Raw genomic sequence first — 20,271 nt, forward strand, 5'->3', positions numbered from 1 at the left:
GACTACTGCCCCGCCACCTTAACGGCGGTCACAGCAGGAGCAGCAGGAGCAGCCGGAATCGCGGCAGAAACCACTGCCGGAGCCGGCGCCACCGCCACGGTCTTCGCAACCGGTCGATCGAGCAATGGCTGCAACGCCGGCGCCATCGACTTCAGCAACTGCACCGCCAACGCACTCGTGAACTCGTAATGCGACGCATACGGCTCGTGCACCCACGCGGTCAGCGTGCCGTAGAAGCGATCGCCGAGCGCGAATACGAAGGTCGCACTGCGATTGACCTTACGCGATTCGATCAGCCGCGCGCCCTTCGCATACACGTTCAGACGCTGATCGCCGGTGCCGGTCTTGCCGTACACGTCGAGCGTCTGCCCGTTCGGAAACGTGAGGCCCTGCGCAAGGCGCCGCGCGGTGCCGCCCGTTACCACGTCGCGCAACAGCATCCGCACCGTGCCGGCGATTTCCGGCGACAACTGCTGTTGCGGCGCGACCGCCGCGCGCCGGAAATGCGTTTCGTACGGCGTGTCTTTCGCGAAGTCGATTTGCGTCAGCGTGTCGGTCGGCACCTTGTTGCCGTCGTTCGCGATCACCCCGATCAGTTGCGCGAGTGCCGCGGGCCGGTCGCCGGACGCCCCGATCGCCGCCGCATACGACGGCGTCAGATTCGCGAACGGATAGCCGAGCGCCTGCCACGATTTGCCGATCGCGTCGTACGCACGCAGCTCGACCATCCGTTTGATGCGGCGATCCTGAGTCGCGTGATAGCGGGTCTTGAACAGCCATGAATACGTGGACAGCCGCACGTCGTGGCTCGCGGTTTCGATCTGCGCGAGCGTCGCGTCGGGATGCGAGCGCAGATAGTTGAGCGTCCACAGTTCGAGCGGATGCACGCTCGAGATATAGCCGCGATCGTTCAGATTGAAGCGGTCGATCCCGTACTTGTCGTACAGGTTCGCGAGATCTTCGTCGTCGAGCATCGCGGCGGCCGGCGTATTCTTCAGCGCCGCGCGCATCAGTTTGTTGAACCAGGCATTCGACTCGTCCGGCGCGACGCTGCGCAGCACGGTCGCGACTTTCGGCGGCGACTTGCGCACGCCGAGGAGCAGCAGCGTGATCGCCTGATCCGGCGTCTTGCCGTGGTACTTGGTGTAAAAGCGCTTCAGATACACGCGGCTTTCCTGATCGGCGAAACGCGTCAGATACATCTTGCGGGTCGCCGGGTCGTTGAGCCATTGCGCGGACGGGCCGGTGGTCTGCACCATCTCGTAGTGGACGATGTCGCGCATCAGCCGCACGAACACCAGGTTTACCGAGTGCTGGAACGCGCGATGCACGGTCAGGATGCGGCTGTTGTCGTCGGACTCGAAGTTCGTGAAGGTCTGCGCGCCGCCGCCCGTATAAAAGGTTTCGCCCGGGCTCGCCGAGTATTTGCGCTCGACCGCCGCGTCGAGCATCGACTGCAGCGAGCGGTCGCGCGTGTGCAGCAGATAGGTGATCGCCCACCGCGTCAGCTGATCGTTGAGGTCGGGCTTGAGCGCCTTCAGCTCGGCATCGCTCATCGCGCCGTAACGCGTATGCAGGTCGGTGACGATTTGCAGATACGTGACGACGGTGCGCAGTTTCGCGGTCGAACCGAGGTTCAGACGCGCGCCCGAATTGATATCGAACGGCTGGTTCACGCTGTCGGTCTGCACCCGCACGAGGTTCGCGTCGCCGTGCCGCTCGAACAGCGTGAAGCTGTACGCGATATGCGACGGATCGTCGGAGCCGCGCAGCATCTCGAAGCCGACGAGGCCCGCGGCTTTCGCACCATCGCGCGTCGCGGCGGCGGCGAGCCGCTCGGACACCGCCTGTTGCACCGAGTTGTTCAACGTGCCCTGCGCCTCTACGTCGAGACGATCGAGTTCGTAGAAGCTGCGCAGGCCGAGCGCGTTCAGCAGATGCGAGCGCATCGACGTGACCGCCTTGCGCGACACGAACGATTCGGGATCCTGCACACGCTTGCCCGCATGATGCAGTTGCACTTGCGCGGCCAGCGCGGCGTCGCGCAACTGCGCGGAGATCACGCCGCCGCTCGCGAGCAGGCGCAGATAGCTGTCGGTAAGCCGCTCCAGTTCCGGATAGCCGCGCCGCAAGAAAAACGATGGTGCACGCTGCGCGATCATCAGCGACAGCACCTCGCGAAACGCCCGCCCCTGCTCCGGCAGATTCGCGTCGCTCGACGCCGCGTTCAGCAGCCGGTTGGTTTCGCGAAAGTCGCGCCCGTACCATGCGGACAGCCCGTCGCCGATGCCGTTGATTTCGCCGACGCCGGGCTGCGCGGCGAGCGGCACCGAGTTCAGATACCGGACGACGATCTGCTGGCGGGCGGGCAGCGTTTGCGCGCCATCCAGATACGCGCGCACCGACGCCGACGCGATCTGCCGCAATTTCTCCGGCGGCGTCGCAGTGCGGCCGCCGCTCGAATGACGGAATTTCTCGATCTGCGTGGCCAGCGTGCTGCCGCCCGGCGTCTGCTGATGGTGGTTGAAGATGCGCAAGCCCTGATCGGCGAGCGCGCGGCTGAAGCGGCCCCAGTCGATCGCCGGGTTGCGGTTCGGCTGGTTCGGATCGAGCAGATAGCGATCCTCAATAAATAGCAGCGAGTTCACGATCACGGGAGGAATCGCGTCGAAGTTTGCATAGGCGCGACCCGGATACTGCGCGCTAAATAGCGGCGCGCCGGTGCCGTCGAAGAGTTGCAGGCCGGCGGTGTCTTTTTCCTGGTACGGCAGGAACAGGCCGTTATCGGCCAGCGACAGCATCCGCGCGGAATCGCGCGCCTGCGAACTGACCTCGAAACCGCGTTGCAGCAGACGCTGCTGGAATTGCGGCAATAGCGCGTAGCCGAGCCGCGTATCGTACGGGCCTTTATCGGCGGGTGGGAAACGGATCGAAGAACTGGGACCGTCGGCGACCGAGTACGCGACGTCGCGAGTCAGTTCGGAAAGGTAGCGGGCTTGCAGCCGCGAGGTGTCGATTTCGATCTGCGCGAGGCGCGCGACGAGCGCGATGCCGATCAGAAAAAAAACGGCCAGCCCCCATTTGAGCCAACGCCAACTGCGCACCGGCACGGTACCGTTTGCGCGAAGCGGAAACCGAAGCGGTGGCCGATTCATGGCTGCTCTCCCCGAGCTGTCGCCAGGCTATCGACCCTGGCTCACTGCATTTAAACCAGTGTAGCTCGGAAAAAGACCGGGTCTTCGGTTCGTATTTACCCGACAGTGTCGCCGCTACAACACTCATCGAAGGCCGATGACAAACCGCGAACAGGCGTGAGATATTGGACGTCTTTTGGGTCACGCAAAACCGCCGCCAACGGCGGTTTTTTCGTTTCCGGCGCCGGCGTCGCGGTGGCAGCCGTTGCGTAGCGATCCTTACGTTTTCGTTTGCTGCTGCGTTTGCTGCTGCGTTTGCGCGCGCAACAGCGCGATAAACCGTTCGGCCGGCGGCGACAGTACCCCGCCTTTGCGTGTGACGACGCCGAACGTCTGCGACGGCGATTTCAGGCTGACCGGCACGACGCGCAGCATTTTGTGCCGCACGAACGGTCCGGCAATCGCGCTCGGCAATAGCGACACCAGTTCCGCGCTGCTTTGCAGCAACGCGACGGTGACGAACGTCGACGCGGTCGAGATCGGATTGCCGGGCATCGCGAGGCCGGCCAGATCCATCTCGCGTTCGAGCAAGGCGTGCAGCGGCATATGTGACGGATACATGACCCAGCGATGTCCGGCCAACTCGCGCAGCGTCATCTCGCGGCGCGGCAGCGGCGGGTGTTGGTAGCCGACCACCACTGATAAAGGCTCGTCGCCGAGCTGCCGGTACTGATACTTCGACGGCTCGGCCGCGACCGCCGCTCGGCCCACCACCAGATCGAGCCGGCCGTCGTCGAGTTGCGCAAGCATCCGCGCGCTGGTGTCCTCGACCACCTCGATCGACAGATCCGGCTGCGCCGCATGCAGTTGATTCAGCGCGGGCACCACGCAGTCCGGAATCGCGCCCATGATCGCGCCGACCGCGAGCCGGCCGCCGCGCCCCGAGCGAATCTCGGCGACGTCCTGGCACAGCGCGGTCAGGTCGGTCGTGACGACCCGCGCGTAGCGGATCACGCAGTGGCCGAGCTGGTTTGGAATCATCCCGCTTTTCGAACGCTCGAACAGCGGCGCTTCGAGCATCGATTCGAGTTCCTGCAACGCCTTGCTCGCGGCCGACTGCGTCATCGCCATCACGCCGGCGGCTTTGTGCAGCGACTTGTGGTCGTCGAGCGCGATCAGCAGATTGAGCTGCTTCATGCGCAGCTTCGAGAGCAGGACGTTCAGCGTGTCTTTCATCGGATGGAGCGGTGGCGGGCGCGGGTCAGGCGGGGGTGAGTCGCAAAAGCGATCGCAGGATGGAAACAATTCAATATACCTGCGAGGCGCGCAGTCGTATAGTCGGCGGCACGCACTTTCAATGGGTGCGCGCTTCGCTCAAGCGAAGCGAACACACCCGATCCATTCAAATACATCGCCGGAGACGACAAGCGCCATGAGCCAATCCCAATCCCAGCCCCAGGCCGCATTGCGCGGCGTATTCCCCGTCGTGCCGACGATCTTCGACGACGCCGGCCGCCTCGACCTCGAAGGCCAGAAGCGCTGCCTCGACTTCATGATCGACTCCGGTGCGAACGGCCTGTGCATCCTCGCGAACTTCTCCGAACAGTTCGCGCTGTCCGACGACGAGCGCAACACGCTGATGCAGGTCTCGCTCGAACACGTCGCCGGCCGCGTGCCGGTGATCGTCACGACCACCCATTTCAGCTCGTACCAGTGCGCGGAGCGCAGCCGCGCCGCCCAGGCCGCGGGCGCCGCGATGGTAATGGTGATGCCCCCGTACCACGGCGCGACGATCCGCATCGGCGAGCGCGGCATTTACGAGTTCTATCGCACGGTCTCCGATGCGATCGACATTCCGATCATGATCCAGGACGCGCCGGTCAGCGGCACAGCGCTGTCCGCGCCGTTCCTCGCCCGGATGGCGCGCGAAATCGAACAGGTGTCGTACTTCAAGATCGAAACGCCGCAGGCCGCCAACAAGCTGCGCGAGCTGATCGAACTGGGCGGCGACGCGATCGTCGGTCCGTGGGACGGCGAAGAGGCGATCACGCTGATGGCCGATCTCGACGCGGGCGCGACCGGTTCGATGACGGGCGGCGGCTATGCGGACGGCATTCGCCTGATCGTCGATGCGTACGCGGCCGGCGATACCGAACTCGCGGCCACGCATTATCAGCAGTGGCTGCCGCTGATCAATTACGAAAACCGCCAGGGCGGCCTCGCGTCGTGCAAGGCGCTGATGAAGGAAGGCGGCGTGATCCGCTCGGACGCGGTGCGTCATCCGCTGCCGCAGATGCATCCGGCCACCCGTGAAGGCTTGCTGAAGATCGCGCGCCGGCTCGATCCGCTGGTGCTGCGCTGGGGCCGGTAACGCGCGCCCTCTCGCACACGCTGGACGTACACCCGCGCTTACCGCTACGCTAGGGCCTCTTCAGAGGCTCTAGCTCCATGCAAAGTTTCTACGAAGCCACCGTCACCCGCTGCTGTGCATACGCGCCGCTCAACGGCCGGCGCAGCGCCGACGTGTGCATCGTCGGCGGCGGACTCGCGGGACTGTCCACCGCGTTGGGACTCGCCGAGCGCGGCGTCGAAGACGTCGTCGTGCTCGAAGCGCGGCAAGTCGGCTTCGGCGCGTCCGGCCGCAACGGCGGCTTCGTGTTCGGCGGCTACAGCCTCGATTGCGCGGACCTGCTGAAAACGCTCGGCCCGCTCCGCGCGCGCGAACTCTATACGCTGACCACCGACGCGGTCGATCTGATGCGCAAACGCATCGCGCACTACCGGATCGATTGCGACGCGACCGACGCCGGCGTGATCCTCGCGAACTGGTTCGACGAACCCGCGCGACTCGACAGCCAACGGCGTCTGATGCGCGATTCGTTCGGCGTCGACTGGGAACCGCTCGGCGCCGACGAACTCGCGGCTCAATTGCACACGCGGCGCTATCACGGCGGTCTGTTCGAGCGCAACGCGTTCCACTTCCATCCGCTCAAATACGTGCTCGGGGTCGCCGCGGCCGCCGCGCGAGCCGGCGTGACGATCCACGAAAACTCGCCGGTCGTGAGCCTGCAACGCGACGGCGCCGGCTTTGTCGTGCAGACCTCGCAAGGCGCGCTCGAGGCGCGCCACGTCGTGATGGCCGGCGGCGGTTATGCGCGCAACGTGTATGCGCGGGTCGAACGCGCGGTGCTGCCGATCGCCACCTATGTGATGGCGACCGAACCGCTCGGCGCGCGTCTATCCGACGCGATCGCGACCCGCGCCGCGATCTACGACACCCGCTTCGCGTTCGACTACTATCGGCCGCTGCCCGACACGCGCATCCTGTGGGGCGGCCGCATCTCGGTGCGCGACCGCGAACCGCCCGCGATCGCGCGCCTGCTGCGCCAGGATCTGCTGAAGGTCTACCCGCAGTTGCACGACGTGCGTATCGAGCATGCATGGGGCGGCCTGATGAGCTACGCGCGTCACAAGATGCCGCAGATCGGCCGCAGCGCGGACGGCGTGTGGTACGCGGTCGGGTTCGGCGGTCACGGGATGGCGCCGACCACGGTGTCGGGCGAGCTGCTCGCGGCGGCGATCGCCGGCGAGCGGCCGGTGCCCGACGCGTTCGCGACCTTCGGCCTTACGCGCACCTACGGCGCGCTCGGCCTCGCCGCCGCGCAATTGACCTACAGCGCGATGCAAACACGCGATGCGTGGGCCGCGCGCCGCCGTCCCGCGCGACCTTCAAGGTAAGGCATCTGTAAAAATCGACGGGTTTTGCCGGCGCTCGTAGCGATGTCAGGTCACAATGCAACGACGCCCCGCCGATGCCTCCATGAATGCCCGAAAGCCGCGCCGGGGGCGGGTTTGCCCATGCTAGAATGCGCCGTCACTGCCGCTTGAATACACAATGAAAAAGGGAAGCAAGGCCACCGAGCCTGATAGCAACGGCATCGTCCAGGAGACACCCACTAACGATGTCCGTCGTAGCGACGTCCGGCGTGGCGACGCCCGGCGCAAGTACGATCCGGAGCAGACGAAGCGCAACATTCTCGACGTCGCGACCCAGGAGTTTTCCGCGATGGGCCTGACCGGCGCCCGCGTCGATGCGATCGCGGAGCGCACGAACACCACCAAGCGCATGCTGTACTACTACTTCGGCAGCAAGGAAGGGTTGTATCAGGCGGTGCTCGAAAAGGTGTACGGCGACATCCGCGCGCTCGAACAGGATCTGCACATCAGCGAACTCGACCCGGTCGAAGGCATGCGCGCGCTGGTCGAATTCACGTTCGACTACCACGACCGCCAGCGCGATTTCGTGCGCCTCGTGACGATCGAAAACATCAACGGCGCGAAATACGTCGAGCAGGTGAAGACGTTCAAAGGCCGCAACGTCACCGTGATTCACACGATCGAAGATCTGCTCGCGCGCGGCATCGCGTCGGGGCAGTTCCGCAGCGACATCGATCCGATCGACCTGCATCTGATGATCAGCTCGATGTGCTTTCATCGCGTGGGCAACCGTCATACGTTCGGCACCGCGTTCGGCCGCGATCCGTCGCATCCGCGGTTGCGCGCGCGTCATCGGGCGATGATCGTCGATATGATCCTGCGCTACGTGAAAAAGGAAGATTGACGGCGCGCGCATTGCGCGCCGGCTCGCTATTCGACGCCTCGACGTTGTTCGCGCCGCCCGAGGTTTCGCTGCCGATCGTACGCCCCAAACGCAAAAAATCCCCGCTTATCGCCGCTTTCGCGACGACAACCGGGGACCCGGATACGGCAACCGGCCGCCGTCGATCCGCGACGACGGCCCGCCAGAGCGCTCAATCCACCAGCACGATCCGCTTGATATCGCCGACGATGAAGATGTACGACAGCGCGCCGATCAGCGCGATCACGCCGATGAACACCAGCGCGCCGACGAACGAGCCGGTCGCCGCGACGATCAGACCGACCACCAGCGGCGTGATGATGCCCGCGAGGTTCGCCGCGAAGTTGAAGATGCCGCCGGTCACGCCGAGCAGACCTTCCGGCGCGATATCGGACACAAGCGTCCAGCCGAGCGCGGCCATCCCCTGCGCGAAGAACGCGACCGACAGAATCGCGATCACCACCACGTTGCTTTCCACGTAGTTCGCCAGAATGATCGTCGACGCGAGCAGCAGGCCGGCGATGATCGGCAGCTTGCGCGCCACGTTCGCCGAGACGCCGCGACGCAGCAGCCAGTCGGAGAACACGCCGCCGAACATCACGCCGATCGACGCCGCGATGAACGGCATGATCGCGAAGAAGCCGATCTTCAGCCACGCCATGTGACGCTCGGTGGCGAGGTAGGTCGGGAACCACGTGAGGAAGAACACCAGCGTCGAGTTACCGGCGAACTGGCCGAGACAGATGCCGGTCAGCTGACGATGCTTGAGCAGCTTGCCGATCGTGCCCCACTGGAAGCCGCTCTTCTTCGGCTCGGCCGCGCCGTGCGCATCCTTGCTGCTCTGCGTGAGACCGCCGCCCGCCTCGATGTAGTCGAGTTCTTCCTGATTGGCCGACGGATGATCGCGCGGCTCGCGATACAGCAGCCACCAGATCACGCCGAACACGATACCGACGCCGCCGACCACGAGGAACAGCGAGCGCCAGCCGAACGCGCCCATCAGCATGAACAGGAACGGGCTGAAAAACGCGAGGCCGATGTATTCGCCGACCGTGTAGGTGCCGGTCGCCATCGCGCGTTCGCTTTGCGGGAACCACGTCGCGACCACGCGGCTATTGGTCGGGAAGCACGGCGCCTCCGACACGCCCAGCCCGAGCCGGAACGCGAACAGGCCGCCGATCCCGCTGACCAGACCTTGCGCGAGCGTGCACAGCGACCAGAAGGTCATCGACAGAAAGTACGTGAGCTTGCTGCCGAAGCGGTCCAGAAACAGACCGCCAGGAATCTGCGAAGCCACATAGCTCCACGAGAACACCGAAAACAGCAGCCCCATCAGCGCGGCGTTGATGCCGAGTTCTTTGGTCAGCTGCGGCGCGGCGATGCCGAGCACGGTGCGGTCGAGATAGTTGATCATCGTACCGACCGCGAGCAGCGCGAGGATCTTGTATCGGGCTTTCGAACGGCGGCCGGTGCTCACCGGCCGGCCGCTTTGCGTGGGTTTGCTGGAATGAACCGATTGCTGCATGTCCTGATAGTCTCCTCAGCTTGTGTGCCGGTCTTTACGCGGCCGGTTAGCGTTGCAACAGCGCTTGAAAATGGGTGTACACGCGCTCGGCGTCCGGTTCGAGGCCGGTGAAGATACGCATCGCATCGACCGCCTGATAGACCGCCATCCCGCCGCCGCTCAGCGTGCGGCAGCCGAGCGCCTCGGCGGCCTGCAGCAGCGCGGTGCGAATCGGGAAATAAACGATGTCGGCAACCCACAGGTCGCGGTGCAGCAGTTCGGCCGGCAGCGGCAGGCCTGGCAGTTTCGCCATGCCGGTCGGGGTCGCGTGGATCAGGCCTTGCGCGGCCGCCATCGAATCGGCGAGCGAGCTGCCCGCGCTGACCTTGGCGTTCGGGAAGCGCTGTTGCAGCTCGTCGGCAAGCGACTGCGCGCGGTTCGCATCGACGTCGAACAGCGTCAACGCCTGCGCGCCCATGCTCAGCGCCGCATGTGCGACCGCCGCGCCGGCGCCGCCCGCGCCGAGCTGGACCACGCGCTCGAGCGCGACGCCCGGCAGACCGCGCTGGAACGCGCGGGTGAAACCGGAACAGTCGGTGTTGTGACCGATGCGCTTGCCGTCCTTGAACAGCACGGTATTGACCGCGCCGAGCGCGCGCGCTTCGTCGGACAGATCGTCGAGTAGCGGAATCACCGCCTGCTTGCACGGGTAGGTGATGTTCAGGCCGTTGTAACCCATCCGTTCGGCGGCGGTCAGCAGTTCCGGCAACGCGGCTGCGTCGAGCTTCTGCGCGTCGAGATCGATGCGCCGGTACACGTAATGCAGACCGAGCTGGCTGCCCTCTTCCTCGTGCATCGCCGGGGTCAGCGAGCCGCTGATGCCGGCGCCGATCAGGCCGACCAGGTATGACTTCGGAGTCGCCCGCAAGCTCGCTTGCGCATTCGCCAGCGCGGCGATCTGCGCGTCGTCGCGCGGGTTGGTTTGAGTGTTCGCTTGAGTGTTCATTTCGCCGCCCTATCCTTAAGAATTGTCGCCATCCGTTCCAGCGCGAGCCCGAGGCTCTGAGTGCCGGGCAGATCGAGATTCGGTCCGTTCAGGACCCGTACGGGGGCAAAGCCCATGACGACGACTCCTGCAATGTAAGACGCGTGTAGAGGCGCGGCATGCGCGGCGCTCTTTCGACGCGTAGCGAAGTGTGCGCGCATCCGCGCTCGCCGTCATTCGGGGTTTCCACGAATTTGTACCATCTAGTTAGTTTGTATAGACTGTCGACACTCGCGGCCAGGATGGGAGTGTTCTGGCTTGCGTCTTGCTGAGGTGGGTATCGAAGTGGCCCATTTTGCGCAATGCAGCAAGCTGCCCAGCCGGCGCCGGCCGGCGCTTTCCACCGTTTGACCGCGCGCGTTTTCACCTTCGTCTGTTCGTTTTCCGCAGGAGCCGTTCATGCAACGTTCGATTGCCACCGTGTCGATTAGCGGGACCCTCGTCGAGAAGCTGAGCGCGATCCGCGCGGCCGGCTTCGAAGGCGTGGAGATCTTCGAGAACGATCTGCTGTACTTCGACGGCTCGCCCGCCGACGTGCGCCGGATCGCCGAGGATCTCGGGCTGAAGATCATGCTGTTCCAGCCGTTCCGCGACTTCGACGGGGTCAGCCCGGAGCGGCTCGAACGCAATCTGGAACGGGCCCGGCGCAAGTTCGACGTGATGCACGAGCTCGGCACCGACCGCATCCTCGTATGCAGCAACGTGTCGCCGGAAACGATCTGCGACGACGCGCTGATGATCGACCAGCTCGGCGCGCTGGCGCGCGCGGCCGAGTCGGCCGGCGTGATCGCCGGATATGAAGCGCTGGCCTGGGGCAAGCACGTGAAGACCTACCGCCATGCGTGGAAGCTGGTCGACGCGGTCAATCATCCGAATCTCGGGCTGGTGCTCGACAGCTTCCATACGCTGTCGCTGAACGATACGCCGGACGCGATCGCCGACATTCCGGGCGAGCGCATCGCGTTCGTGCAGATCGCCGACGCGCCGAAGCTCGCGATGGACGTGCTCGAATGGAGCCGCCACTACCGCTGCTTCCCCGGCCAGGGCGACTTCGATCTGGCGAACTTCACCGCGCAGGTCGTCAAGGCCGGCTACAAGGGGCCGCTGTCGCTGGAGATTTTCAACGACGGCTTCCGCGCCGCGCCGACCACCATCACCGCCGCGGACGGTCATCGCTCGCTGCTGTTCCTCGAAGAACAGACCCGCGAACTGCTCGAAACACAGCAGCAGCCGCAGCAGACCGCAGCCGATCTGTATCGCTCGCCGGCGGCGCCCGCGCACGTCGGCTATCAGTTCCTCGAATTCGCGGTCGATCACACCACGCGCGCGCGCCTCGTCGACTGGCTCGGCCGGCTGCGGTTTCGCCAGGCCGGCGAGCATCGCTCGAAAGACGTGACGCTGTTCCAGCACGGCGCGGCGTCGATCGTGCTGAACGCCGAACCGGATTCGTTCGCGAATGCGTTCTTCCAGCAGCATGGGCTGTCGCTGTGCGCGTCGGCGTTTCGCGTCGACGATGCGGGCCAGGCGTTTGAACGCGCGGCCGGCTTCGGCTACGCGCCGTTCTCCGGCCAGATCGGCCCGAACGAGCGCGCGCTGCCGGCCGTCCAGGCACCCGATAGCAGCCTGAACTATTTCGTCGACGAAACCCCGGATCAGCCGACGCTGTTCGAAGCCGATTTCGTGCTGACCGACGTCAACGGACCGACCGAAGTCGGGCCGCTCACGCGTATCGATCACGTGTGCCTGTCGGTGCCGGCCGAGTCGCTCGATACCTGGGTGCTGTTCCTGCGCACCGCGCTCGGCTTCCAGGCGGAAGCCGGCGTGCTGGTGCCCGACCCGTACGGCCTCGTGCGCAGCCGGGCGCTGCGCAGCCGCGACGGCTCGGTGCGAATCGTGCTCAATGCATCGGTGGATCGCCATACCGCGGTGGCCGAGGCGCTGCACACGTATCACGGCTCGGGTTTGAGCCATGTCGCGTTCAGCACCGGCGACATCTTCAGCGCGATCCCGGAGTTCGTCGCCGACGGCGTGCCGGTGCTGCGCATCCCGCGCAATTACTACGACGACCTCGAAGCCCGCTACGCGCTGTCGGACACGATGCTCGAAGCGCTGCGCGCGAACAACATCCTGTACGACCGCGACGAGCGCGGCGGCGAGTTCTTCCACGCGTACACCGAACAGCTCGACCAGCGCTTCTTCCTCGAGATCGTCGAGCGGCGCGGCGGTTACGACGGCTATGGCGCGGCCAATGCGGCGGTGCGGCTGGCGGCGCAGGCGCAGCGGCGTAAGTAAGGCGGCGTAAGTAAGGCGGCGTAAGTAAGGCGGCGTAAGTAAGGCGGCGGCAGGCACGCGACCTGCGTGCCGACCGGGGCCGGTGCGCCGTCTCGATATAATGGCGCCTGTTTTTGCGGTCCAGCCCGCCAGAGCGCGCACCACGCGGCTCGCGGCGCGAGCGCCGGACCGTCCGCCGAATCGCCGAATCAACGCCAGGAGAGCCATGAAGAAGTTCGTTGTAGTCCTGTCCCTTCCGCTGCTGCTCAGCGCGTGCGCGTATTTCCAGAAAAATCCGGATGCCGGCGAGCCCGTCACGGACACGACCACGCAACGCTCGGTCGACGATGTGGTCGCCTGTCTGACCCAGTTGGCCAACAAGCACAATGCGTCGTTCAAGTCGACCGCGATCCCGCAAGGCCAGATGCTCGACTTCGGTGACTCCAACGTGATCAAGGTACGCAGCGACGCCGGCGCGACGACCTACCGCTTCTATGCGGGCAAGCGTCACGTCAGCAATCTGTGGATCGAAGCGGCGGCCAAAACCTGCGCCCCGTAAGGCTCCGGTGCGCATAACGAAAGGTTTCGGGCGGCTCTTTTAGAGCGTTTTGCAATGTTCATGTCACGGTGTTACAGGACAATGGAGTCTTAAGAATCGTTTAAGACTCCGTCCGCAAGATGCCCGCACATGTCACCGCACGAGGTGTGCTCCATGAACCAGCCTGAACCGAATACCGACCCGACACCGGCCAAACGGCCGACGATGCTGCGCCGTCTGCTGAGCCATCACGAACTGGCGACGCTGCTGCTGTTACTGCACGCGCCGATCGACGCGTCCGCGAAACCCGAGATTCCGCAGCTTTACGAAGCGGGTCTCGTCGAGACCATTTCCAACGATGCGGGCACCCCGCATATCCGCCTGACCAGGGAAGGCAACGCGGTGCTGCGCGGCCTCGGTATCAAGTAACGAGGTAGCGCCAACGCGCAGCCGCCTTACCATCCTCTCCGAATCTTTCCAGGGCCGCGCCGACGCTTGCAGTCGGCGCGGCCTTTTCCATTTTTGGCCGCGCATTGGCCGCTCGGTTGGCCGTGCGTTGGCCGGGAACCTCACGCGAGCGCCCAGCCGCTCACGCCTGCCAAACCCCATACCCCGCCTCGCGCAGCCCGATCGCAAGTTCAATCTCCATATCCTGCGCGCCCCGGTACGGCATCGGGTTGTACACCTCGTAGAGTTCGGGCAGCAGGCGCAGACCGTAGTCGCGCACATAGCGATTGGACTGGATGCCGGCCTTGTGGCGATCGAAGCGCAAGTCCGGATCGAGCCCGGTCATGCCGACATAAACGCAGGGTTTGAGAAACCGGTAGTCCGGATTCGCGCGACGAAACCGCGCCTCGTTCCAGACCCGGTCGTCGAGCGCGACGACGTACACGTAATAGTGATGCCGGCCAGCCATTACACAATTACACAGCGAATGCGCGGGCTAGTTGCGCATGGTGCCGTGCAGCAGCATCCGGTACTCGGTCGGCGTCACACCGACCGTCGCCTTGAATTGCCGCGTGAACGCGCTGTGATCGGTGTAGCCGCAGCGCGCGGCGACGTCGGTGACCTTGTCGTGCGACACCAGCAGCGCGGTCGCCGCGTCGAGCCGCGTTTTCAGCAGCACCTGGCGCGGCGTCAGATGAAACACCTTGTGGAAATAACGCTCCAGCTGCGCGACCGACATATCCGCCATCGCCGCCAGTTGCTTCAGGTTCAGCGGCTGCACGTAGTTCTGCTGGATCGACTGCACGACCGCGGCAAGCCGGCTGTAGGCGGGATGGCTGCTTTCGTCGGCTTTCAGGTCGCGCGAGATGCCGGCGAGGCCGACCACCTTGCCGCTCGCGTCGCGCAGCGGCTGCTTGCAGGTCAGGCACCAGCCCGGCTGGCGGCCCGGATACAGATGCAGTTCGAGCTGATCGAGCAACTGGTTGCCGACGCCGATGATCGCCTTGTCCTGCGCGGTGTAGACGCGGCCGAAGCGGCGCGGAAACACATCCTCGGCGGTCTTGCCGAGCAGCGCTGCCTTGTCTTTGAAGCCGCAGCGCGAGGCCAGCGTGCGGTTGACGAGCGCATAGCGGGCGTCGGCGTCCTTCACGAAAAACACGACGTCGGGCATCGCGTCGAACACCGGCTCGAGCAATCTGAAGTGCGTCAGCATGCCGGACAACGTCGTTTCGTCCGATTGGAGCGAGTTAGCCAGCGTGTTCATCATGCGCATTCCGTGGGTCGGGGCGTGATCGATTACGGTTGGTTGCGGGTGCCGGATGGCGTGCGCTCTGGATGCGATCGATTATAGAGCGGCGGGTCGGCCGCCAAAATCCGCCGCGCGAGCGCTCCCATCGGTCATCACGTTTTATGCAAGTTGATAGGGCCCAGGCTTTCGTCCTGTAAAATCCGCGCCGGCCCCTGTCGTCAGCGCGGCCGCCTTTATCCGGGCGGCGCGCCGGTGTCCCGTGCTCTACCCAGCGCCTGCCACACTTCTCGCCCGACGACCGCCGTCTGTCCACGCTCCCCGCGTGGCGTCCAATTCATCACAACGATATAGCAATGCAAGCGACCAATCTGGGTGGAGCGCAGGCTGCCACCCCACGCCCGCTCGGGCACAGCGATTACAAGACGCTCGGTCTCGCCGCGCTCGGCGGGGCTCTCGAGTTCTACGACTTCATCATCTTCGTGTTTTTTGCGCCGGCGATCGGCCAGCTGTTCTTCCCGGCCGCGATGCCGGACTGGCTGCGTCAGGTGCAGACCTTCGGCATCTTCGCGGCCGGATATCTGGCACGGCCGCTCGGCGGCATCATCATGGCGCACTTCGGCGACCTGTTCGGCCGCAAGCGCATGTTCACGCTGAGCGTGCTGCTGATGTCGGTGCCGACGCTGCTGATGGGCCTGCTGCCCACCTACGCGAGCATCGGCGTGCTCGCGCCGGTGCTGTTGCTGCTGTTTCGCGTGATGCAGGGCGCGGCGGTCGGCGGCGAAGTGCCGGGCGCGTGGGTGTTCGTCTCCGAGCACGTGCCGCAGCGCCACGTCGGCTACGCGTGTGGGACGCTGACCGCGGGCCTCACCGCCGGCATCCTGCTCGGCTCGCTGATCGCATCGGCGGTCAATCGACACTTCACGCCCGTCGATATCTCCGCGTACGCATGGCGGATTCCGTTCCTCGTCGGCGGCGTGTTCGGGATGTTCTCCGTCTATCTGCGCCGCTGGCTGCACGAGACGCCTGTGTTCGCCGAACTGAAGCAACGCAAGGCGATTGCCGCCGAAGTGCCGCTCAAGGCGGTGCTGCGCGACCACGGCCGCGCGGTGATCGTGTCGATGCTGCTCACGTGGATGCTGTCGGCGGCGATCGTCGTGGTGATCCTGATGACGCCGACGCTGCTGCAAAAGCAGTTCCATCTCGAGCCGGCCACCGCGCTGCTGGCGAACTGCGTGGCGACGCTGTGCCTGACGATCGGCTGCGTGATGGCGGGCTCCATCGCCGGGCGCATCGGGCCGGGGCGGACGATTTTCGTCGGCGGCCTGGCGCTCGCGGTGACCTATTACGTGATGTTCACGCAACTGGCCGTCGATACCTCCGCGCTGGTGCCGCTCTACGCGCTGGCGGGGCTGTTCGTCGGCGTGATCGGCGCGATTCCGCTGGTGATGGTGCGCGCGTTCCCGCCGGCGGTGCGCTTCTCGGGTATTTCGTTCTCGTATAACGTCGCGTACGCGGTGTTCGGCGGGCTGACGCCGATCCTCGTGTCGCTGATGATGAAATCGAATCCGCTGGCCGCGCCGCTGTATGTCGCGGCAATCTGCGTGCTGGGCGCGCTGACGACGTTCTTTATCAAGGACGCGCCGCAGCAGCGGTGATTTGAGTTATTCCGGGTCGCGCGGGCGGTGGCCTCGCGGCTCGAGATGGCTGTTTGCGACGGCGCGCTGTTTCAGCGCGCCGTTTCTGTTTCTGTCTCCGTTTTTGTTCGCGGGAGCAGTTTGCCCGCGCCTGCGCTCGCGCAGCGCTGCGCGTGCCGCTTCGCGACGCGCAGCCGGCTCACGCATTGCCGCGCAGCGTTCTTTTACATGCGTTGCGCCGAGCGCCCGCTGCCGCTGCATCGATACTTCAGCCCACAGCGAAACATCGCGCGCCGCATCCGTCTTACGATGCAGCCATGAACCCGTCCGCCCCCTCCTTCTCGCCCGCCCTCGGCCGCGTGCTCGCGACCGTCAGCGTCGGCTTCGTGGTCACGCAGCTCGATGTGACCATCGTCAATATCGCGCTGCCGAAAATCGGCGCGGACCTGCAGGCGAACGTCGCGGGCCTGCAATGGGTCGTCGATGCGTACACGCTCGCGTTCGCGGTGCTGATGCTGTCGGCCGGCGCGCTCGGCGACCGCTTCGGCGCGCGGCGCATGTATGGGGCCGGGATCGTGCTGTTCGCGCTCGCGTCGCTCGCCTGCGGGCTCGCGCTCGATGCGCCGATGCTGATCGCCGCGCGGGCGCTGCAAGGCATCGGCGCGGCCGCGATGCTGCCGAATTCACTCGCGCTGCTGAACCAGTCGTTCGGCCATGAACCGAAGCTGCGGGCGCGCGCGGTCGGGCTGTGGACTGCGTCCGGCGCAATCTCGATCGCGGCGGGGCCGGTGTTAGGCGGGCTGCTGATCGCCGCATTCGGCTGGCGCAGCATTTTTCTCGTCAATCTGCCGATCTGCGCGGCGGGGTGGCTGGCGACGGTGCGGTGGATTCCGCGCGCGCCCGCCGCTCAATCCGCTCAATCCGCTCAATCCGCTCAATCCGCTCAATCCGCTCAATCCGCTCAATCCGCTCAATCCGCGTCAGCCGCTTCGCCCGCCGCACGCGGCACCGCCGCTACGACTTCCCGCAGCATCGACCTCGGCGGCCAGGCACTAGCGATCGTCGCCCTGACCGCGTTCGTCGCCGCGGTGATCGAATGGCGGCCGCTCGGCCTCACGCATCCGGTCGTCGCGGGCGGCTTCGTGCTCGCGTTGCTGGCGGGCGGCGCGTTCCTGCTGGTCGAAGCGCGCGTCGCGCGGCCGATGCTGCCGCTGTCGCTGTTCGGCACGCGCACCTTCAGCGCGGCGGTGCTGTTCGGCATCTGCGTGAACCTGACCTACTACGGCATGGTGTTCGTGCTGAGCCTGTATCTGCAGCGGGCGCGCGGCTACACGCCGTTGCAGGCGGGCCTCGCATTCCTGCCGCTGACGGGCGGCTTCCTGATTTCGAACGTCGCGAGCGGCTGGGTGGTCGGCCGCTTCGGCGCGCGGGTGCCGATGATCGTCGGCGCGATCACGGCCGGCCTCGGCTATGGACTGCTGCATTTCGTTACCGCCGACACCCCGCTCATCGGCCTGCTGCTGCCGTTCCTGCTGATTCCGTCGGGGATGGGACTTGCGGTGCCGGCGATGACGACCGCGGTACTCGCCTCGACCGAAGCGAAGCGGGCGGGCACCGCGTCGGCGGTGCTGAACACTGCCCGCCAGGCGGGCGGCGCGGTCGGCGTGGCCGCATTCGGCGCGCTCGCGGGCGGCGCGACGGCCGCGCAGATCGTGCCCGGGATGCAGCTGGCGACCGCGATTTCGGTGGCGTTACTGGTGCTGGGCGGCGTGCTCGCGTGTCTCGTGCATCCGCAACCGCACGCGGCGACAGGCACGGGGCGCCGGGCGAGCGCCACGGGCGAATGACAGGCAGCGAACGAAAAACCAGCGAACGAAAAGCCAGCGAACGAAAAACCAGTGAGCGGGACACGCGACGAGCGCCGCGCAAAACAAACGAGCGCCGCGAAAACAACTGTGCGGCGACGCGCGGCGAGCATCGCGAAACGGCTGGCACGCCGACGCTCGCGTGCCGGTGCAAGCGTCTACAGCGACGCCTCCTGAATCACGCCGGTGTCGAGCGCGCGTTCGATCAGCCCTTCGCTGCGCGCTTTTGCAATTGCATCGGCGATCAGCTTTTCCGGGTCCTCGATTTCCGCCTTCAGCGTGCCAAGAAATCCGGACGCGTCCAGCACCACCAGCGTCTTCGCCGACTCCGCGAGACTGATGATCACGCGATGCGGGGTCGGCCCTTCGCCAAGACTCGCGCATAGCTGGGTAAGCTGACCGCCAATCATCTGCTCGAAGTTCTGAATCATCATGTGCTCCGTTGATTGCCGCGCAATGGATTGCGTTATCTGGCGAGCCGGCCGCGCCAGGCGGCGCGTCACAGGCCGCCGAGACCGCCACGCGGCGCGCGCGCGCCGTCGATGCTCAGACGCCCCGCACCGGTCACGAACAGCAGCAGGAAACCGCCGGCGATGCCGATGTTTTTCCAGAAGTGGATCACCATGTCGTGCTGCGCGGCGGGGTCGACGACGTTCCAGAAGTCGTGGCCGAGCACCGCGGTCGCGACCGTGTAGACGGCCATGAACAGTGCGAGCGGGCGCACCTTGAAGCCGATCACCAGCAGCAGGCCGCCGAGCACTTCGATCGCGGTCGCGATCGGCGCGGCGATCTGCACGAACGGCACGCCCTTCGAATGCAGGTAGCCGACGAAGCCCGCGTAGCCCAGCAGCTTCATCACTCCGCTCCACAGGAACAGCACCGAAAGTGCCAGACGGGCGATGAAGATAATGCCGGAATCGACTGGACGCGACATGGGGGGCTCCCTGAAATTGAATAAGCAGCAGACCCGGATGGCCTGCCGCAGTTCCCCGCCTTGCCCCAGAGCATATGTGCAACGGGCGCGTTTTCCAAGCCCGGATCGGTGCGCTCAGCCGTGCGGCGCATCAGGCGCAAGCAGCACGCCCTTCGTGAACACGAAGCAACCGTAGCCGCGCTCCTCGCCGGTCGCGATCACGCAGTAGGCGTTGCGCGCGCGCTCGTAAAACGCGAACCGTTCGATCGATACGAACGGCACCGCGCGCCCTTCCGCCGCGTCGACCTCGGCCTGGGCCTCGCGCTGCACCGCGGGAATCGTGTGCGGCTCGCGGACCACTTCCATCCGTGACGCGGGATGATCGATGAAGGTATCGAGCGGCAGCACCGACAGCACGGCGCGAACCGCGCGCGGCGAACTCACTCCGTCCAGTCGCAGCAACTGCCCGAGCACGGTATCGCGCGCAACCGATTCGGCCGGGAAATTGGCGTCGCAAATCACGACTTCGTCGCCGTGACCCATCGAGCGCAGCGCATAGAGGATGTCGGCGTTCAGCAGCGGATCCAGATTCTTCAGCACGGTGTCTCCTTGTTGTTCGAGCGAGCGAGCGACGGCGGCGCGGTGAATGATGGGCGCGGGCGGCGCGTATGACAGGCATCACGCGTTATGCGGGAGTGATTACGCGTCAGCCGCACGGCGATCGATTGTAGCAAGCAGCGTCGCACGCTTGCGGGCCGTGCGCGTCACGACGCCCGCATCGCAGCGCGAGCGCAACCAGCCGATCACCGCAAGCAGCAGTAGTCCCGCGCCGCCCAGCACCGGCTCGCGCCAGCCGAGCAGCGCGACGAACATGAATGCCCGCGCGCCGGCGAGCAACGCGAAGCCGGCAATCGCGCTCGATAACAGTTCGACGCCCGCCGCCATGCGTGTGAATGCGAGGCAGGTGCGGCGGTCTTCGACGCAAGTGCGGGCAGCGGGGTCGGACATGATCGTCTCCATAAAAAGCGCGAG

Annotated in this window: 18 protein-coding genes; 8 read left to right on the top strand and 10 right to left on the bottom strand. The window is 65.6% G+C overall.

The window, feature by feature from the left end:
• Positions 1–2: 2 nt before the first annotated feature.
• Both LJ656_RS25995 and LJ656_RS26000 read right to left on the bottom strand, forming a co-directional pair.
• Positions 3–3,155 (bottom strand): transglycosylase domain-containing protein, encoded by a 3,153-nt coding sequence (locus LJ656_RS25995; protein WP_230512394.1) that lies wholly within the window; start codon positions 3,153–3,155, stop codon positions 3–5.
• Between the two features lie 258 nt (positions 3,156–3,413).
• A complete protein-coding gene (locus LJ656_RS26000; protein WP_230512395.1) occupies positions 3,414–4,370 on the bottom strand; it encodes a LysR family transcriptional regulator in 957 nt (318 codons plus the stop codon).
• A gap of 196 nt (positions 4,371–4,566) precedes the next feature.
• On the opposite strand from LJ656_RS26000, the gene LJ656_RS26005 reads away from it, so the two are divergent.
• The 3 genes from LJ656_RS26005 (at position 4,567) to LJ656_RS26015 (ending at position 7,755) form a co-directional block, all read left to right on the top strand.
• Complete coding sequence (locus tag LJ656_RS26005) at positions 4,567–5,505, top strand: dihydrodipicolinate synthase family protein (protein WP_230512396.1); 939 nt, start codon at positions 4,567–4,569, stop codon at positions 5,503–5,505.
• Positions 5,506–5,582: 77 nt separating this feature from the next.
• On the top strand, positions 5,583–6,872 hold the full coding sequence (locus LJ656_RS26010; RefSeq protein WP_230512397.1) for an NAD(P)/FAD-dependent oxidoreductase: 1,290 nt from the start codon (positions 5,583–5,585) through the stop codon (positions 6,870–6,872).
• Positions 6,873–7,029: 157 nt separating this feature from the next.
• Positions 7,030–7,755, top strand: coding sequence for a TetR/AcrR family transcriptional regulator (locus tag LJ656_RS26015; protein ID WP_230512398.1), 726 nt, complete (start codon positions 7,030–7,032; stop codon positions 7,753–7,755).
• A 190-nt stretch (positions 7,756–7,945) separates the two neighbouring features.
• Here the strand turns inward: LJ656_RS26015 and LJ656_RS26020 are convergent, their stop codons facing one another.
• Positions 7,946–9,298: an MFS transporter gene (locus tag LJ656_RS26020; RefSeq protein ID WP_230512399.1), complete on the bottom strand. Its 1,353-nt coding sequence runs from the start codon at positions 9,296–9,298 to the stop codon at positions 7,946–7,948.
• A 46-nt stretch (positions 9,299–9,344) separates the two neighbouring features.
• The gene (locus LJ656_RS26025) at positions 9,345–10,283 is read right to left on the bottom strand and encodes a shikimate dehydrogenase (protein WP_230512400.1); all 939 of its coding nucleotides are present in this window, start codon (positions 10,281–10,283) and stop codon (positions 9,345–9,347) included.
• Between the two features lie 438 nt (positions 10,284–10,721).
• Between LJ656_RS26025 and LJ656_RS26030 the strand changes: the two genes are divergently transcribed.
• The 3 genes from LJ656_RS26030 (at position 10,722) to LJ656_RS26040 (ending at position 13,560) form a co-directional block, all read left to right on the top strand.
• Entirely contained in the window at positions 10,722–12,614 is a 1,893-nt protein-coding gene (locus tag LJ656_RS26030; RefSeq protein ID WP_230512401.1) for a bifunctional sugar phosphate isomerase/epimerase/4-hydroxyphenylpyruvate dioxygenase family protein, read from the top strand.
• A 205-nt stretch (positions 12,615–12,819) separates the two neighbouring features.
• A complete protein-coding gene (locus LJ656_RS26035) occupies positions 12,820–13,152 on the top strand; it encodes a hypothetical protein (protein WP_075297599.1) in 333 nt (110 codons plus the stop codon).
• A 153-nt stretch (positions 13,153–13,305) separates the two neighbouring features.
• Positions 13,306–13,560 carry a hypothetical protein gene (locus LJ656_RS26040; RefSeq protein ID WP_230512402.1) on the top strand — a complete coding sequence of 85 codons (255 nt, stop codon included), beginning with the start codon at positions 13,306–13,308 and terminating at the stop codon, positions 13,558–13,560.
• Positions 13,561–13,720: 160 nt separating this feature from the next.
• Here the strand turns inward: LJ656_RS26040 and LJ656_RS26045 are convergent, their stop codons facing one another.
• Together LJ656_RS26045 and LJ656_RS26050 are read right to left on the bottom strand one after the other, a co-directional pair.
• On the bottom strand, positions 13,721–14,047 hold the full coding sequence (locus LJ656_RS26045) for a hypothetical protein (protein ID WP_230512403.1): 327 nt from the start codon (positions 14,045–14,047) through the stop codon (positions 13,721–13,723).
• A gap of 27 nt (positions 14,048–14,074) precedes the next feature.
• Positions 14,075–14,842 carry an AraC family transcriptional regulator gene (locus LJ656_RS26050; RefSeq protein WP_230512433.1) on the bottom strand — a complete coding sequence of 256 codons (768 nt, stop codon included), beginning with the start codon at positions 14,840–14,842 and terminating at the stop codon, positions 14,075–14,077.
• Between the two features lie 338 nt (positions 14,843–15,180).
• Between LJ656_RS26050 and LJ656_RS26055 the strand changes: the two genes are divergently transcribed.
• Positions 15,181–16,482, top strand: a complete 1,302-nt coding sequence (locus tag LJ656_RS26055; RefSeq protein WP_230512404.1) for an MFS transporter — start codon at positions 15,181–15,183, stop codon at positions 16,480–16,482.
• Between the two features lie 296 nt (positions 16,483–16,778).
• Positions 16,779–18,308 (top strand): MFS transporter, encoded by a 1,530-nt coding sequence (locus LJ656_RS26060; protein WP_230512405.1) that lies wholly within the window; start codon positions 16,779–16,781, stop codon positions 18,306–18,308.
• Positions 18,309–18,484: 176 nt separating this feature from the next.
• On the opposite strand, the gene LJ656_RS26065 is transcribed toward LJ656_RS26060, so the two are convergent.
• From LJ656_RS26065 to LJ656_RS26080, 4 genes are all read right to left on the bottom strand, one after another.
• The gene (locus tag LJ656_RS26065) at positions 18,485–18,757 is read right to left on the bottom strand and encodes a hypothetical protein (protein WP_230512434.1); all 273 of its coding nucleotides are present in this window, start codon (positions 18,755–18,757) and stop codon (positions 18,485–18,487) included.
• 68 nt (positions 18,758–18,825) lie between these two features.
• Complete coding sequence (locus LJ656_RS26070; protein ID WP_230512406.1) at positions 18,826–19,260, bottom strand: DoxX family protein; 435 nt, start codon at positions 19,258–19,260, stop codon at positions 18,826–18,828.
• Between the two features lie 114 nt (positions 19,261–19,374).
• Positions 19,375–19,839, bottom strand: coding sequence for an RbsD/FucU family protein (locus tag LJ656_RS26075; RefSeq protein ID WP_230512407.1), 465 nt, complete (start codon positions 19,837–19,839; stop codon positions 19,375–19,377).
• 99 nt (positions 19,840–19,938) lie between these two features.
• Positions 19,939–20,247, bottom strand: coding sequence for a hypothetical protein (locus tag LJ656_RS26080; protein ID WP_425606012.1), 309 nt, complete (start codon positions 20,245–20,247; stop codon positions 19,939–19,941).
• Positions 20,248–20,271: the final 24 nt, after the last annotated feature.

It is taken from the genome of Paraburkholderia sejongensis (assembly GCF_020880815.1).
Taxonomy (GTDB): Bacteria; Pseudomonadota; Gammaproteobacteria; order Burkholderiales; family Burkholderiaceae; genus Paraburkholderia; species Paraburkholderia sejongensis.